The organism is Mesorhizobium sp. M0408 (genome assembly GCF_040321495.1).
Classification (GTDB): Bacteria; Pseudomonadota; Alphaproteobacteria; order Rhizobiales; family Rhizobiaceae; genus Mesorhizobium.
In genome coordinates this window covers 36,222-51,128 of record NZ_JAMYRO010000030.1, presented here as the reverse complement: position 1 = coordinate 51,128, position 14,907 = coordinate 36,222, and the positions used below count along the sequence as shown (strand labels likewise).

General features: G+C 63.0%; 12 protein-coding genes. 4 read left to right on the top strand and 8 right to left on the bottom strand.

From position 1 onward, the window contains the following. The first annotated feature begins 5 nt into the window (after window positions 1-5). The 3 genes from NKI67_RS27350 to NKI67_RS27340 are packed head-to-tail and all read left to right on the top strand — an operon-like array spanning window position 6 to window position 2,913. The gene (locus tag NKI67_RS27350; protein WP_023674013.1) at window positions 6-926 is read left to right on the top strand and encodes an amino acid ABC transporter permease; all 921 of its coding nucleotides are present in this window, start codon (window positions 6-8) and stop codon (window positions 924-926) included. Beyond that, entirely contained in the window at window positions 913-1,686 is a 774-nt protein-coding gene (locus NKI67_RS27345) for an amino acid ABC transporter ATP-binding protein (RefSeq protein WP_023674014.1), read from the top strand. Before NKI67_RS27350 ends, NKI67_RS27345 begins: the two co-directional genes overlap by 14 nt. Window positions 1,687-1,731: 45 nt before the next feature. Then, the gene (locus tag NKI67_RS27340) at window positions 1,732-2,913 is read left to right on the top strand and encodes a M20 aminoacylase family protein (RefSeq protein ID WP_023674015.1); all 1,182 of its coding nucleotides are present in this window, start codon (window positions 1,732-1,734) and stop codon (window positions 2,911-2,913) included. A gap of 124 nt (window positions 2,914-3,037) precedes the next feature. Here the strand turns inward: NKI67_RS27340 and NKI67_RS27335 are convergent, their stop codons facing one another. The 4 genes from NKI67_RS27335 to NKI67_RS27320 form a co-directional block, all read right to left on the bottom strand. Next, entirely contained in the window at window positions 3,038-4,687 is a 1,650-nt protein-coding gene (locus NKI67_RS27335) for a hypothetical protein (protein WP_352647860.1), read from the bottom strand. A 158-nt stretch (window positions 4,688-4,845) separates the two neighbouring features. Further along, window positions 4,846-6,828 carry an ABC transporter permease gene (locus tag NKI67_RS27330; RefSeq protein WP_023674018.1) on the bottom strand — a complete coding sequence of 661 codons (1,983 nt, stop codon included), beginning with the start codon at window positions 6,826-6,828 and terminating at the stop codon, window positions 4,846-4,848. Beyond that, window positions 6,825-7,901, bottom strand: coding sequence for a quaternary amine ABC transporter ATP-binding protein (locus NKI67_RS27325; RefSeq protein WP_031211022.1), 1,077 nt, complete (start codon window positions 7,899-7,901; stop codon window positions 6,825-6,827). The genes NKI67_RS27330 and NKI67_RS27325 overlap by 4 nt, the downstream gene beginning before the upstream one ends. A 74-nt stretch (window positions 7,902-7,975) precedes the next feature. Then, on the bottom strand, window positions 7,976-8,947 hold the full coding sequence (locus tag NKI67_RS27320; RefSeq protein ID WP_031211023.1) for an ABC transporter substrate-binding protein: 972 nt from the start codon (window positions 8,945-8,947) through the stop codon (window positions 7,976-7,978). 561 nt (window positions 8,948-9,508) lie between these two features. Here NKI67_RS27320 and NKI67_RS27315 point away from each other — a divergent pair. Next, window positions 9,509-10,585, top strand: a complete 1,077-nt coding sequence (locus NKI67_RS27315; protein ID WP_031211024.1) for a D-alanine--D-alanine ligase family protein — start codon at window positions 9,509-9,511, stop codon at window positions 10,583-10,585. 52 nt (window positions 10,586-10,637) lie between these two features. On the opposite strand, the gene NKI67_RS27310 is transcribed toward NKI67_RS27315, so the two are convergent. From NKI67_RS27310 to NKI67_RS27295, 4 genes are all read right to left on the bottom strand, one after another. After that, window positions 10,638-11,423 carry an SDR family oxidoreductase gene (locus NKI67_RS27310; protein ID WP_023674023.1) on the bottom strand — a complete coding sequence of 262 codons (786 nt, stop codon included), beginning with the start codon at window positions 11,421-11,423 and terminating at the stop codon, window positions 10,638-10,640. An 8-nt stretch (window positions 11,424-11,431) separates the two neighbouring features. After that, complete coding sequence (locus NKI67_RS27305; RefSeq protein ID WP_023674024.1) at window positions 11,432-12,196, bottom strand: SDR family oxidoreductase; 765 nt, start codon at window positions 12,194-12,196, stop codon at window positions 11,432-11,434. Between the two features lie 127 nt (window positions 12,197-12,323). Further along, a complete protein-coding gene (locus tag NKI67_RS27300; protein WP_023674025.1) occupies window positions 12,324-13,832 on the bottom strand; it encodes a sugar ABC transporter ATP-binding protein in 1,509 nt (502 codons plus the stop codon). 33 nt (window positions 13,833-13,865) lie between these two features. Further along, window positions 13,866-14,804: a sugar ABC transporter substrate-binding protein gene (locus NKI67_RS27295; protein ID WP_023674026.1), complete on the bottom strand. Its 939-nt coding sequence runs from the start codon at window positions 14,802-14,804 to the stop codon at window positions 13,866-13,868. Between the last annotated feature and the right edge of the window lie 103 nt (window positions 14,805-14,907).

Below are 14,907 nucleotides of genomic sequence, written 5' to 3'. Positions count from 1 at the left end.
CTGCCATGACCGACGCCACCGCTGCCTACGCGGCCGGGCTGCCGCGACGTCCCGACGACGCGCTGCGCGACGTCAAACGAGCCCACCGGCCGTTTCCGCTCGTCCGGCTGGCGCTCTGGGCGTTCACCGTCGCCGTGGCAGCCGGCTTCGCCTATATCGTTGCAGTCAACCCGAATTTCGGCTGGCCGGTCGTCGCCCAGTATTTCTTCGATCCGACGGTCATGCAGGGGCTTTCCGTAACGCTCGGCCTGACGGTCGTGGCGATGATCCTGGGTATCGTGCTCGGCCTGCTGCTCGCCATCGCGCGCATGTCGAACGACAGGCTGGCATCCCTTCTCTCCGGCCTGTTCATCTGGTTCTTCCGGGGAACGCCGCTGCTGGTGCAATTGATCCTGTGGTACAACCTTTCGACGCTGTTTCCGCGCATTTCCATTGGCTTCGCCAGTTGGAACACCAACGACCTGATCACGCCTTTGACGGCCGCCGTTCTTGGTCTGGCGCTGAACGAGGCCGCCTACATGGCCGAGATCATCCGTGGCGGGCTGCTGTCGGTGGACAAGGGACAGGCCGAAACGGCTGAAGCCTTCGGCATGACCCGCGCGCGGTCCTTGCGGCGCATCATCATCCCGCAGGCGATGCGGTCGATCGTGCCGCCGACCGGCAATCAGCTGATCAGCATGATCAAGGCGACGTCTCTTGTCAGCGTCATCGCCATGGCCGACCTGCTCTACTCGGTGCAGTCGATCTACAACCGCACCTTCGAAATCATTCCGCTGCTGATGGTTGCAGTGCTGTGGTACCTGCTGATCACCTCGGTCCTCAATGTCGCGCAAGGCGCGATCGAACGCCACTACAGCCGCGGCGACCGCGGCGCGCGCGAGAAGACGGCGACCGCCACCCTGGAGGCCGCCAATGAGCGCGCATGACACGCCCCTGGTCCGGGCGCGCAACGTTCACAAGGCCTTCGGCCCGCTCGAGGTGCTGAAGGGCATTGATCTGGACGTCGCGCCTGGCGAGGTGGTGGTCATTCTCGGACCGTCCGGCTCCGGAAAGTCGACCTTCCTGCGATGCATCAATCATCTCGAGGCGATCGACCAAGGGTCGATCGAGGTGGACGGCGAGCAGATCGGTTACCGGTTGCACGACGGCCGCCTCGACAAGCTTTCCGACCGCGCGATCGCCGCGCAGCGGCGCAAGATCGGCATGGTGTTCCAGCAGTTCAATCTCTATCCGCACATGACGACGCTGCAGAACGTCATCGAGGCTCCGGTCGGCGTTCACCGGGAGAACCGCAAGGAGGCGATCGGCTACGCCCGCGAACTGCTGACCCGTGTCGGTCTTGCCGACAAGATCGACGCTTATCCGCGCCAGCTTTCAGGCGGCCAGCAGCAGCGCGTCGCCATCGCCCGTGCGCTCGCCATCCGCCCGAAATTGATGCTCTTCGACGAGCCGACGTCGGCGCTCGATCCGGAGCTGGTCGGCGAGGTGCTCGCCACCATGCGCGATCTCGCCAGGCAGGGCTTGACCATGATCGTGGTCACGCATGAGATCGGCTTCGCCCGCGAAGCAGCGGATCGGGTGGTGTTCATGGACGACGGTAATGTGATCGAGGCCGGGCCTCCGGACGAGGTTCTCGCTAAACCCAGGCACCCGCGCACGCGGGCTTTCCTGAGTCGTTTCATCTAAAAGCAAAACCGGCGCGGCACCTGCTCGGCCGGCAAAGGACCTCCCATGCCAAAGACCTCCAACCAGTTCGCCGACATTTCCGACTTCGCCGACAAGGCCGCCGAGCTTGCAGCGGCCCGCCAGCACCTGCACGCGCATCCCGAGCTTTCATTCCAGGAGCAAGAAACGGCTGCATACGTTGCCGAACGGCTCGAAAGCTGGGGCTATGAGGTGACGCGCAATGTCGGCGGGCTCGGGGTCGTCGGCCGTCTGCGCCAGGGCAGCGGCCGCAGCATCGCCATCCGTGCCGACATGGACGCCCTGCCGATCACCGAAGCGACCAATCTCCCTTATGCCAGCCAGGCCAGCGGCAAGATGCACGCCTGCGGTCATGACGGCCACACCACGATGCTGCTCGGCGCCGCCGAATACCTGGCGCGCACACGGCATTTCAACGGCACGGTGAACCTTATCTTCCAGCCGGCCGAGGAAGCCGGCAAGGGAAGCGGGGCGCAGGCGATGATCGCCGACGGCCTGTTCGAGCGCTTTCCCTGCGATGCGATATTCGGGCTGCACAACCACCCGGGCGCGCCGACGGGTTCGTTCCTGATGCGCGCCGGGCCGCTGATGGCGGCGAGCGATACCGTCACCATCAGGATCGCCGGGCGTGGCGGCCACGCCTCGCGTCCGCACCTGACGGTCGACCCGATCGTCGCTGCCGCCAACATCGTCATGACCCTGCAGACGGTTGTGTCGCGCAACGTCAACCCGATCGAGACAGCTGTCGTCACCGTCGGCACGATTCACGGAGGCACGGCCTCCAACGTCATCCCGGAACACGCCGAAATCACGCTGAGCGTCCGCTCCTTCTCGGCCGAGATCCGCGACACGCTCGAGCAGCGTATTCGCAATATCGCAGCACTTGTGGCGCAGGCGCATGGCGCAACAGTCGAGATCGATTACGAGCGCGGCTACCCGGTGGTGGTCAATTCCGAGCGCGAGACGTCCTTTGCGACAGACATCGCTGTCGAACTCGTCGGTCAGGACAAGGTGTCCGTCTGCCCGTTGATCCCCGGCAGCGAAGATTTTTCTTATTTCCTCGAACACAAACCCGGTTGCTTCCTGCGCCTCGGAAACGGCGAGGATTCAGCCATCCTGCACAGCTCGAAATATGATTTCAACGACGGCAATCTGACCGTCGGCGCAGCGCTCTGGGCTCGATTGACCGAGAGATTCCTGGCCGCTTGACCCATACCTGCGGCTGGGATCGTCGATCGGCCGGTCGAGCACAATTGGGGCGACCGGCCGCGACGATCTTCAACGAACTCTCACCGCATTCCAGTTCATTCGAACAGGGTAGGGTTTCGCTCTCTCAGACGAACAGAAAGTCACTCGCTGCCAGCAGGCTCGTAAAATTTGCGAGAGTAACTTGATCGTCTCCCGCTGTAATGATGGTGCTGGTTCCACTTTGCGCAATTGTGAGATCATCGAACGATTGCACGCCCCCCACGCCACTAAACACGATGGTGTCGCCTTGGGTCTGGTTGAAGTCGTAGATGGTGTTTTGGGTTCCGACCGTCATTGAACCATCGTCCTTGAATATGAATTGGTCTCGGCCGCCCTGAGCCAACTCGCTCAGTTGCCCATCCCCCCACATGTCATTGATGACCGTACAGCCGGGTGCCGCGCTCCCGGCGTACAGGGTATCGTTGCCGCCCGTGGCCGAACCGGACATCTGCAGAGCGTCGCCGCACAAGAAGTTACGGACTTGGCCGCTTTCGCTGTTCTGGCCGCCGGTAAGAATATCGTTGCCGCCCGTGGCGGACTCCGACATAGCGAATGCGTCGCCGTACAACTCGTTTAGAACATCAGGAAAGGCGCTTTTGTCCCCGCCGGTCAGGGTGTCATTGCCGCCCACAGCGCTGCCGAGCATCGTGACAGCGTCGCCATACCCCAAATTATGGGTGCCGTGCAGCACGGCCACATCATCGCCCCCAAGCGCATGGTCGAACATACTGCCGCCCGCGTCGCCGTAGAAAGTTATCTCCGAGCCACCCGCGCTCGTGAAGTTGTCGTTGCCGCCCGCGGCAAAACCGGAAAGATCGCCGCCCGCATCGCCATAAAGAGTTTTGCTCGGGATCGCCCCACCCAGGTCTGTGTAACGGTCGTCGCCGCCCTGAGCATGGTCCGACATGTTGCCGCCGGCATCACCGAAGAAAGTGTTGGTGGAAAAGAAGGCGCCCGTGAAGGTGTCGTTGCCACCCTTACTGTAGTCCGACATATCGCCGCCGGCATCACCGTAGAAAGTGTTGTTGGAGTCGGTCCTGCTCGTGAAACTGTCGTCGCCGCCCTGCGCATTGCCGGACATGTTGCTGCCGGCGTCACCGAAGAAAGTGTTGGTGGCCTGCCTGGAGCCCTGGAAGGTGTCGTTGCCGCCCCTGCTGTGATCCGACATTTCGCCGCCCGCATCACCGTAGAAGGTGTGGTCAGCTCCTTGTTTAGTTTGGGTCAGGAAAGTGTCGTCACCGCCTTGAGCAAAGCCGAACATGTTGCCGCCGGCGTCACCGTAGAACGTGTTGTCTACCCGTCGACCCACTTCACTGCTGAAGGTATCGTTGCCGCCCTTGCTGTGGTCAGACATGTCGCCGCCGGCGTCGCCGTAAAAAGTGTTGAAGGAGTCGCCCTCGGCCCTAAAACTGTCGCCGCCGCCCTGGGCGTGACCGAACATGTTGCCGCCGGCATCACCGTAGAAAGTGTAGGTGCCTAGCGAGGCGCCCGTGAAAGTGTCGTTGCCGCCCTTGCTGTGGTCCGACATATCGTCGCCAGCATCACCGTAGGCAGTAGTGGTTGTGGAGATTGGCAGCGCCGTGAAGGTGTCGTTGCCGCCCTTAGAAAAATCGAACATGCTGCCGCCAGCATCGCCGATTAAGATAGCTGTAGCCAGGTCGCTAGTGAGGATGTCATCGGTACCCCATTGATGATCCACCAGATCGCCGGGAGTAAAAGGAACGCGTGTAGACATTATCCGCTCTCCTGTTGAGCCTACCCGTCCCATGACAGCCGTACGATGTGAGGCAAAAACGAGCAATAATCCCGAATGGCTATGTCTTTAGGCGTAGGGATCGGTGCCTCGTTAACGGCGCGCTTGGCGGCAGCTTCCTGAGGCCGTCCTATTCCGGACTATCCCAGCCTTGCCCGAGCCTTCGCCGTCCAGGCGTTGAACAGCCGGTCTGCGACGATGCCGATGAAGGCGATGGCCAGGCCGGCGACGATGCCGCGACCGGAATCGGCCTTGGACAGGGCGATGAACACCTCCTGGCCGAGATCGCGCGTGCCGACCATGGCGCAGATGATGATCATCGCCAGCGCCATCAGGATGGTCTGGTTGACGCCGAGCATAATCTCGGGCAACGCCAGCGGCAGCTGCACGCGAAAGAAGGTCTGGCGCCTGGTGCAGCCCGAAACCTTCGCCGCCTCGATCAGCGCCGGCGGCACCTGTCGAATGCCGTGATTGGTATAGCGGATCGCCGGCACCACGGCGAACGCGACGGTGGCGATCATCGCGGTGACGTCGCCGACCCTGAACAGCATGACCACCGGAATGATGAAGCAGAACGACGGCAGCACCTGCAGCGTGTCGATGACCGGCGTGACGATCTTTTCGAAGCGGTCGCTGCGCGATGCCATCAGCCCGATCGGGATGCCGATCAGGCAGGCGATAAAGGCCGAGATGCCGCACAAATAGACCGTCGCCATGGTCTTTTCCCAAAGTCCGGTGGCGGCGCAGAACGCTGTCAATGCCGCGACCAGGGCGGCGAGGCGCAAGCCGCCGAGCTGGTAGCCGGCAAGGCCGAGGAGACACACCGCGCCCAGCCACGGAAAGCCCTCGCAGAAGGCGCGCACCGGGTTGAGCACATTGAGGATAAGCGCCACGCGGAACGCTTCGATCGTGTCGAAGAAGTTGATGGTGATCCAGTTCACCGCCGCCTTCCACAAAGGCGCGGTGGTGAAGGTGATCGCTTTCGGCACCGCGGCGAACGCCGGCACGAACAGGCCGAGCAGCGTGGCGACGGCGAGGATGGCAACGGCCAGCGTCAGATTGGGATAGCGCCGCCAGAAACTCGTGCTGGCCTGATGGCGGACATTGCCCTTGGCGTGATTGTGCGCGATCGCCTGGCTCAGCCGGTCGAGTGCAATTGCCAGTGCGACGATGGCGAGGCCAGCTTCCATCGCCTCGCCGACCTTGAGCGCGCGCAACGCCAAAAGCACGTCATAGCCGAGCCCACCGGCACCGATCATCGAGGCGATGATCACCATATTGAGCGCCAGCATGATGACCTGGTTGACGCCGACCATCAATGTCGGCCGCGCCGACGGCAACAGCACCCGCCACAGCTTTTGCCGTGCCGTGCAGCCGGCCATCTCGCTGAAATCGTCGATCTCCGACGGCACCCGCGACAGGCCGAGCATCGTCGCCCGCACCATTGGCGGCGTCGCGAAAATTGCCGTCGCGATCATTGCCGAGACCGGGCTGTTGCCGAACAGAAGCAGCATCGGGATCAGATAGGCGAAGGTCGGGATCGTCTGCATCAGATCGAGGGCAGGGGAGATCAACAACCTCTCCGCCCAAGGCTTGCGCCATGCCCAGATGCCGGCGAACAGCCCGGTGACAATGCAAAACGGCACGGCGATCGAGATCAAGCCCAGCGTCAGCATGGCGCTGGTCCACTGCCCGAACAGCGCGATGTAGAGAAAACAGCCGCCGGCCAGCGCACCCAGCTTCCAGCCGCCGGCGGCGCGTCCGGCAAGGTAGGCGGCAGCGCAGACGCCGACCCAGGACAGGCGCGGCAAGACGATCATATCCGCGCCATGGCCGATCTTGAAATTCTTGGCCAGAAGACCGAGCGCGAAATCGAGCGGCACGCCGAGCACCGCGGTGATCGAGCGGGTCAGCCAGGAGAAGTTCGACTTCACCCAGTTCATCAGCGCACCGACCCAGTCTGCGACAGGAACGATCGCGCCGGCCGGGTAATTGACCGCCCAGGGCAGGCTTTCCTGCAGCAGGAAGACGATAAGCACGGCGGCGAGCGCGCAGGCCCAGATCGCCAGCCAGGTTTGAACCGGCCGGGGCCTCGCTGCGCTGCCGCTTGCCGTGACCGTCATGCGCCAGCCCCACGACGTTCTATGCCGGCGAGAAGATCGATCACTGCCTGCGGCGTGACTAAGCCGATCGGCTTGCCGGTGCCGTTGACCACCGCGAAGGGCTTGCCGGCAGAGACGATATCAGCCGAAAAACTTGATATCTTGGCATCCGGCGCGACCGTGCCGCCGTACTCGGCGCCGTCGCAGGCGCGCATCAGGCTGCGCGCCGATATCACCTTGGCGCGATCGACATCGCGGGTGAATTCGGCGACATAGTCGGTCGCCGGATTGACCACCAGCTCTTCCGGCGTGCCGATCTGGATGACCTCGCCGTCCTTCATGATGGCGATCCGGTCGGCCAGCCGGATGGCCTCGTCGAAATCATGGGTAATGAAGACGATGGTCTTGTGCAGCATGGTCTGCAGCCGCATCAGCTCGTCCTGCATCTCACGGCGGATCAGCGGATCGAGGGCCGAGAACGGCTCGTCGAGGAACCAGATTTCCGGCTTTGTGGCGAGGCTGCGGGCGATGCCGACGCGCTGCTGCTGGCCGCCGGAAAGCTCGCGCGGATAGAAATGCTCGCGACCGCGCAAGCCGACCAGCTCGATCACTTCCCGCGCGCGCGCCTCGCGCGTCGGCCGGTCCTGCCCCTGGATGCCGAGGGGGAAGGCAATGTTCTCCAGTACGTTGAGATGCGGCAGCAAGGCAAAATTCTGGAACACCATGCCCATGCGGTGGCGTCGCAGCTCGATCAGCGCGGCATCGGAAATCTTGAGCAGGTCCTTGCCTTCAAACTCGACCTTGCCGTGGGTCGGCTCGATCAGCCGCGACATGCAGCGCACCAGCGTCGACTTGCCTGACCCCGAAAGTCCCATGATGATGAAGATCTCGCCCTGGCGGATTTCGAGATCGACGGCGCGCACCGCGCCAACCAGTCCGGCAGCGGCGATGTCCGCCAGGCTGGCCTTGCCGTCGCGCCGGCGGATGAAATCGGCCGCGTCCGCCCCGAACAGCTTCCAGACATTGCGACAGGCAAGCTTTATCGGGCGGGCGTCGTTGCCCGCTTTCGCCGCCTGTTCAATCGTATCGGTCATGCGATCGTCCTTCTGGAACACGGGATCGAGACCCGGCCACGGATGGCCGGGTCGTCGGATTTCCAGTCAGACGGTCACTCGGCCCAGGCTTTCCAGTCGGCTTCGTGGGCGGCGATCCAGGCGGCGGCGACGTCTTCCGGCGTCTTGCCTTCGAGATCGATCTCGCCGCTCATCTTGTTGAGCTCGTCGGTGTCGACCGTGTAGTTTTTCGCGACCTTGTAGGCGACAGGCCATTTGTCCTTCATGCCGGCCCAGGAATATTTCCAGATCTCGCCATGCGGCTTGCCGCAGTCATATTTCGCGTCGGGGTTCACACCCCATTTCGGGTCGGTGTAGCACTCTGTCGTATAGTCGGGGAATTCGACCCATTCGCCCTTGTATTTGGCCGGCGCCCAATGCGGCGAATAGATCCACAGCATGATCGGCGCCTTGCGCTGATAGGCCGAGTCCAGTTCGGCGAACATCGCCGCATCGGTTCCGGCATGGATGACGGTGAAGGGCAGTTTCAGCGCCTCGACGCGTTCGTCGTCAAAACCTTCCCATGTCACCGGGCCGCCGAGATAGCGCCCCTTCGGTGTGGTTTCGGCCGTCGAAAAGGCCTCGGCGCATTTCGGATCTTTCAGCGCTTCCCAGTTCGGCAGGCCGGGGCATTTCTCTTTCATATATTCGGGAAACCACCATTCTTCCTTGGCCTTGGGTCCGAGCTTGCCGAGGCGTTCGGTCTGGCCCGTCGCGTCCGAGGCCTTCATCGCCTCGCCGGCCGTCGTGTCCCAGAATTCCAGGCCGACATCGATGTCGCCATTGGTCAGGCCGGTGGTCAGGCTGGAGAGATAGTCGGCGGTCGGATACTCGACGGTATAGCCGAGCTTTTCGAGGATGCCGCCGAGGATCTTGGCGTTCAGATTGACGCTGGTCCAATCGAACAGTGCGATCTTGATCGGGTCGTTGGATTCCGGCGCTGCCGCATAGGCCGAAGATGTCAGTGCGGCTGCGGCAAGTGTTAAGGCTCCCATTGAGAAATTCGAAATCATGCTCCGAAGTGACATGCTTGTTCTCCTGTCAAGCTCTGGTGGACGTTATCGTTAGTTCCCTTCTTGCGTCTTTTTTGATTGTGTTGGAACAGCTGGTCGTTGCGCAAGGCCGTAGGCGCCACAATGCTGCCGAAGCGGATGCCGGCGCAAAACGGGGGTGGTGCCCAAATTGGTGAAGATGTGGCGGGACCGGCCGCGTCATGACTGCCGAAGGATTGCTGCCAAGGCAGTCATCCACGGATCGATCGCCGGTCTTGAGGGGCAAACCATCAAAGTCCCATGATCTCGGCTGTTGGCTCGGCAACTCGCCCAGAGCCACTTTCATGGGATGAAATTATATATACCAACGTTCACGTCGCGCAACGATTAACGCCGGTGCCAATTTCACGGCCCGTCTTTTTACATGGACCCGCAGATCGGTTCGAAAAAAGCCAAGGTTGCCGGTCATCCCGTATGCGAGCCGCGAGGACAGGGTACCGATACAATGCAGCAGACCAAAATGCCTTACTTCTTCGCCAACCGCGGGATCGCCGCCGGCTTGTGACCTTTCAACACCAGATCATATCCGAGGCTTTCATGACCTCTTCCTTGAACAGACTGCGAATTGCCGTGCTCTTTGGCGGACGTTCCGCCGAACATGACGTTTCGGTGCTTTCAGCAACCAATGTCATGCGTGCGCTGCTGTCCGCCAAATACGATGCCCTCCCAATCTTCGTCACGAGCGAAGGACAGTGGCTGCTGAGCAGCTTCCAGGATGGTACGCTCGCAAAACCTGCGGCCGGCATGGAAGTTTGCCTGGTTCCGGGCGGGCGCGGACGGATGATGGCGATCCCGGCCGACGGCACGCCCTATGATCTGCCGAAGATCGACATCCTGTTTCCTGTCCTGCACGGCCCTCATGGCGAAGACGGCTCGGTACAGGGGGTGGCCGAGGTGGCTCGGGTGCCGCTCGCCGGCTGCGGCATCCTGGGTTCGGCAACCGCGCTGGACAAGGACATCGCCAAACGGCTCCTGGAAGCGGCGGGGCTGCCAATCGCGCGCTCAGTGACGATCCATGAAGGTGCGGCGCCCGCCCTCGCTGCACTGGAAAGCGAACTCGGCCTGCCGTTCTTCATCAAACCGGCGCGTCAGGGATCGTCTGTCGGCGTCGGAAAAGTCCATGCCAGCCAGGAATTCGATGGAGCGCTTGCTGAAGCCTTCCGGCACGATTGCAAGCTGTTGGCCGAGGAATTCATTCGTGGGCGCGAGATCGAATATAGCGTGTTGGAGGACCCGGCAGGCGACCTGTTCGTCTCGCGGCCAGGCGAGATCGTGCCGGCCGAAAGCCACGATTTCTACAGCTACGATGCCAAATACATCGACGAGAACGGCGCGGCACTTAAAGTGCCGGCCGAACTGCCGCCGGAGGTCGAGGCAGCCATGCGGGACGTGGCCGCAAGGGCTTTCAGAGCCGTCGGTTGTGACGGGATGGCGCGCGTCGACTTTTTCCTGACACCGGACATGCAATTCCTGGTCAATGAAATCAACACCATCCCCGGCTTCACCGATATCAGCATGTATTCCAAGGCAATGGCGGCGAGCGGCGTCAGCTATTCCGAAATCATCGACCGGCTCGTGGAGCATGGATTGGCACGGGCGGGCCGAGCAGCCTGAACGCAGCGAAGCGGCTTTCATATCCGGTCGATGGTACGTCGGCCCGCGCCGCTCACGACATGATCAGGCCGCCATCGACATTGATGGTCTGGCCGGTGATGTAGGCCGCATCGTCGCTGGCGAGAAAGCTGACCAGGCCGGAGACATCCTCGCCGCTGCCGGCGCGGCCCATCGGGATGTTCTTCACCCATTCGGCCATCAACTCGCCGGGCTTGTAGTCGCCCATCAACTTGCCCCATGCGGCGTCGTTATAGGCCCACATATCGGTGTCGATGATGCCGGGGCAGATCGCGTTGACGGTGATCTTCTCCTTGGCCACTTCCTTGGCCAGGCTCTGGGTGACGCCGACGACGCCGAATTTCGAGGCCGCATAATGCGGCGTGTAGATAAAGCCCTGCCGCGCCTGGCCGGATGCGGTGTTGATCAGCCGGCCGCCATCGCCATGCTTACGGATGCGCGCGATCGCCTCCTGGCAGCACAGGAACACGCCCTTGGTGTTGACCGCCATCACCTTGTCCCATTCGGCCTCGGTCATCGCCTCTATCCTGGCGATTGTGATGACACCGGCATTCTGTACGGAGATGTCGACGCGGCCGAACTGTTGCTCGGCCAAGTCATAGAGGGCGACGACCTCGTCCTTTTTGGTCACGTCCATGCGCAGCGATGCGACCCTGGCGCCCGCAGCCTTGAGATCGGCGGCGACCTCTTCGACGCGCGGGTCGATGGCGCTGACGACGACCGCGGCACCTTCCGCCGCGAAACGCCTGGCCATTGCCGCGCCAATGCCGCCGCTGGCGCCGGTGATGACCGCCGTTTTTCCGAGGAATCGCTTCTGCATCTTTTCTCCTACCAGCAGACGAAGCCGCCATCGACGATCAGGTCGATGCCGGTGACGAAACTCGAGGCGCGGCTGGCCAGGAACACGGTCGGGCCGACCATCTCTTCCGGCGCCGCCATGCGGCCCATCGGCGTGTCGCGCTCAAAGATCCTGACCTGGTCGGCGACCTCCGGCCGCTTGTTCATCGGCGTCAGCGTGTAGCCGGGGCTGACGACATTGACGCGCAGGCCGCGATCGGCCCATTCCATGGCGAGGCTCTTCGACATGTGGATCACCGCGGCCTTCGACGAATTGTAGTGCGCCTGGGTCAGGCCGCGATTGACGATCGAGCCCGACATCGACGCGATGTTGATGATCGAGCCCTTGCGCCGCGTCAGCATGGCGCGGGCCTCGGCCTGGCAGGACAGGAACACGCCGCTGACATTGACGTCATAGAGCTTCTGCCATTTCTCCAGCGACAGCGTCTCTGCCGGCTCAGCTCCGGCGACGCCGGCATTGTTGACGGCGATGGTCAACGCGCCGAGTTCCATCTCCGTACGCTCGATCGCGGCCGCGAGATCGGCCTCTGAAGTCACCGTGCCGGTCAGCACCAGCGCCTTGCGGCCGAGTGCGGTGATCCGGTGCGCGGTCTCCTCCAGCCCGCCTTTCGAGGCGTGGCCGAAGCAGGCGATGTCGGCGCCGGCCTCGGCCAGCCCAATGGCGATTGCCTGCCCGATGCCGCTGCCGGCGCCCGTCACAAGTGCCACGTCACCATGAAGGTCGAATAATTCCATCGTCGGTCCCTCTCCTCCAACCGCCGTCCTCCGGAAATAAAGGGGCGCCAACTCTGTTGCTGGCGCCCCGCGCGGTCTGGTGCCCGGGAGGATACCACCTGCTGCGCTTTGTTTCGATGGGCTGTTCCTAGCTCGTGGCGAGTTCCATCACGGCGATATTGCTTGCTTCGCTGCGGTCGAGAATGCCGCGTTGCCGGCCGCGGCTCAGCACAAGCACGCGATGCGACAGGCCGAGAACTTCCTCGAGGTCGGAGCTCACCACCACCACCGCCATGCCGGAGCGGGCAAGGTCGGCGATGACATCATAGATCGCGGCGCGTGCACCTACGTCGATGCCGCGCGTCGGCTCGTCCAGGATGAATACCTTGGGCGGGCGCGACACCCATTTGGCGATGATCACTTTCTGCTGGTTGCCGCCGGAGAGCTTGCTGACCGCCTGGTTCGGCCGGCCCTTGACGCCGAGCCGGCGAATGCCGGCCTCGGCGAATTTCTGCACCGCCTTCGGGAACACCCAGGCATTCGGCGCGACATGGTCGAAATTGCCGATCGCCAGGTTCTCGCCGATCGTCTGGTCGAGCACCACGCCCTGCGCCTTGCGGTCTTCCGGTACCAGGACGACGCCGGCCTTGATCGCCGCCGCCGGGCCATTGAGATGCACCGGCTTGCCGGCGACGCGCACCGATCCCGATGAGATCGGATCGGCACCGGCGATCGCCCGCACCAGCTCCGTGCGTCCGGCGCCGATCAGCCCGGCAATGCCGAGGATTTCGCCGGCCCGCACTGAAAAGCTGACATTTTGAAAGCTGCGTTCCGGCGAGGACAGGTTCTCGACCTCGAGCAGCGTGTCGTTGCCCGGCGCCGATACCGTAGGGAACATCCGCTCGACACTGCGGCCGACCATTTGCTCGACGACAGTGCGCACCGGAATGTCGGCGCGCTCGTGCCGGGCGACGATGCGCCCGTCGCGCATCACCACCACGCGATCGGCGATCTGGGCGATCTCGTCCAGCCGGTGGCTGATATAGATGAAGGACATGCCTTCCGCCTTGAGCTTGCGGATCTGCTGGAACAGGAGCTCCGTTTCCTCGCCGCCAAGGGCTGCCGTTGGTTCGTCGAAGATCAGGAGCTCGGCATTGAGCGTCAGCGCCTTGGCGATCTCGACCTGCTGCTGGGCGGCGATACGCAGCGTGCGCACCTTGCGCTCGGGCGAGACATCGAGGCCGAGGCGCTTCAATTGGGCCGATGCCCGTGCATTCATTGCCGCGCGGTCGATGCGGCCGCCACGCATCGGCAGGCGCCCGACATAGACGTTTTCGGCGACCGACAGATCGGGCAAGAGCTTCAGCTCCTGGTGGATCATGCCGATGCCGGCGTCGATCGCCGCGGCAGGATTGGCGGGGGAATAAGCGTTCCCCCGCCAGGTGATGGTGCCGGCATCGGGTTTCGTCGACCCGGCGATGATGTTCGAGACAGTCGACTTGCCGGCGCCGTTTTCGCCAAGCAGCGCCACGACCTCGCCCGGCCGCACCTCGAAGCTCGCATCGGCCAGGACCTGCACCGGCCCGTAGCTTTTGCAGAGGCCGCTGACGACGAGCCCGTTATGGGGGCTGTGCGTGTGGCGAGGATCGGTGGACATCGTTGTGCTCGTCGACTGCCGGACTGGTCTCAATCAGGGATGCTTGGCGATGAACTGCTCGACATTGTCCTTGGTGGTCAGCGTCGCATCCTGCAGCTGTTCGGCGGGAATGGTCTCGCCGGCCACCAGCTTGATTGCTGCATCGACGGCGAGCCGGCCCATGCCCTGGGTCTGCTGCGTCGCGGTCACGTCGAAGACGCCGTCCTTCAGAGCCTTGAGCGCCGCCACGTCGCCGTCGAAGCCGGCAACCCAGACCTTGTGGCCGGGATTGGCGACCTTGACCGCCTGCGCCGCACCGAGCGCCAGCGCGTCGGCCTGGCCGATGACGATCGACACGTCGGGGTGCGACTGCAACAAATCCTGCGTCAGCTTGAAGCCTTCGTCCTGGTGCCAGCCTTCGCTCCACAATTCTCCGACAACCTTGATGTCGGGATAGCCTTTCAGCGCTTCGCCGCAGCCCTTCGAGCGGTCGACTTCGGGCGTCGTGCCCTTCTGGCCGTGGATGATGATCAGCTCGCCCTTGCCGCCGGCCTGCTTGGCGATGTAGTCGCAAACCGCCTTGGCCGATGCCACGCTGTTGGTGGCGATGAAGGTATCGCCGGGCGCGCCATCGGCGTTGCGGTCGACATTGACGACTGGGATACCGGCAGCCTTGGCGGTCTTGGTCGGCACGGTGGCGGCGGTGGCGCCGGCTGGAATATAGATCAGCGCATCGATGTTCTGCGTGATCAGGTCCTGCACCTGGCTGACCTGGGTCGCCGAATCGCCCTTGGCGTCGACGGTAACGACCTCGATGCCCTTTTCCTTGCCGTAGGCTTCGACGGACTGCTTGATCTGGTTGAAGAAGTCGGCCTGCAGATTGGCGACGGCGAGCCCGAGCTTTTTGGCCTCCTTGGCCGAGGCCATGTCGGACAGGCCAAGCAGCGGGATGACGGCCGCGGCGGCAAGCAGCAATGAACGTTTGGTCAGCATGTTTATTCCTCCGTTGATGTTCAATCTGTCCTGCCCGCGCATCGCGGCGCCCCTTGGCCGAACAACTCCCAGTTTCGGATCACCGATCCGTTTTCGCCCGAAT

What these genes read in the sequence shown, in the direction of transcription:
- NKI67_RS27350 (WP_023674013.1), top strand. Translation starts at nt 6, where the DNA reads ATGACCGACGCCACCGCTGCCTACGCGGCCGGGCTGCCGCGACGTCCC.
- NKI67_RS27345 (WP_023674014.1), top strand. Translation starts at nt 913, where the DNA reads ATGAGCGCGCATGACACGCCCCTGGTCCGGGCGCGCAACGTTCACAAG.
- NKI67_RS27340 (WP_023674015.1), top strand. Translation starts at nt 1,732, where the DNA reads ATGCCAAAGACCTCCAACCAGTTCGCCGACATTTCCGACTTCGCCGAC.
- NKI67_RS27335 (WP_352647860.1), bottom strand. Translation starts at nt 4,687, where the DNA reads ATGTCTACACGCGTTCCTTTTACTCCCGGCGATCTGGTGGATCATCAA.
- NKI67_RS27330 (WP_023674018.1), bottom strand. Translation starts at nt 6,828, where the DNA reads ATGACGGTCACGGCAAGCGGCAGCGCAGCGAGGCCCCGGCCGGTTCAA.
- NKI67_RS27325 (WP_031211022.1), bottom strand. Translation starts at nt 7,901, where the DNA reads ATGACCGATACGATTGAACAGGCGGCGAAAGCGGGCAACGACGCCCGC.
- NKI67_RS27320 (WP_031211023.1), bottom strand. Translation starts at nt 8,947, where the DNA reads ATGTCACTTCGGAGCATGATTTCGAATTTCTCAATGGGAGCCTTAACA.
- NKI67_RS27315 (WP_031211024.1), top strand. Translation starts at nt 9,509, where the DNA reads ATGACCTCTTCCTTGAACAGACTGCGAATTGCCGTGCTCTTTGGCGGA.
- NKI67_RS27310 (WP_023674023.1), bottom strand. Translation starts at nt 11,423, where the DNA reads ATGCAGAAGCGATTCCTCGGAAAAACGGCGGTCATCACCGGCGCCAGC.
- NKI67_RS27305 (WP_023674024.1), bottom strand. Translation starts at nt 12,196, where the DNA reads ATGGAATTATTCGACCTTCATGGTGACGTGGCACTTGTGACGGGCGCC.
- NKI67_RS27300 (WP_023674025.1), bottom strand. Translation starts at nt 13,832, where the DNA reads ATGTCCACCGATCCTCGCCACACGCACAGCCCCCATAACGGGCTCGTC.
- NKI67_RS27295 (WP_023674026.1), bottom strand. Translation starts at nt 14,804, where the DNA reads ATGCTGACCAAACGTTCATTGCTGCTTGCCGCCGCGGCCGTCATCCCG.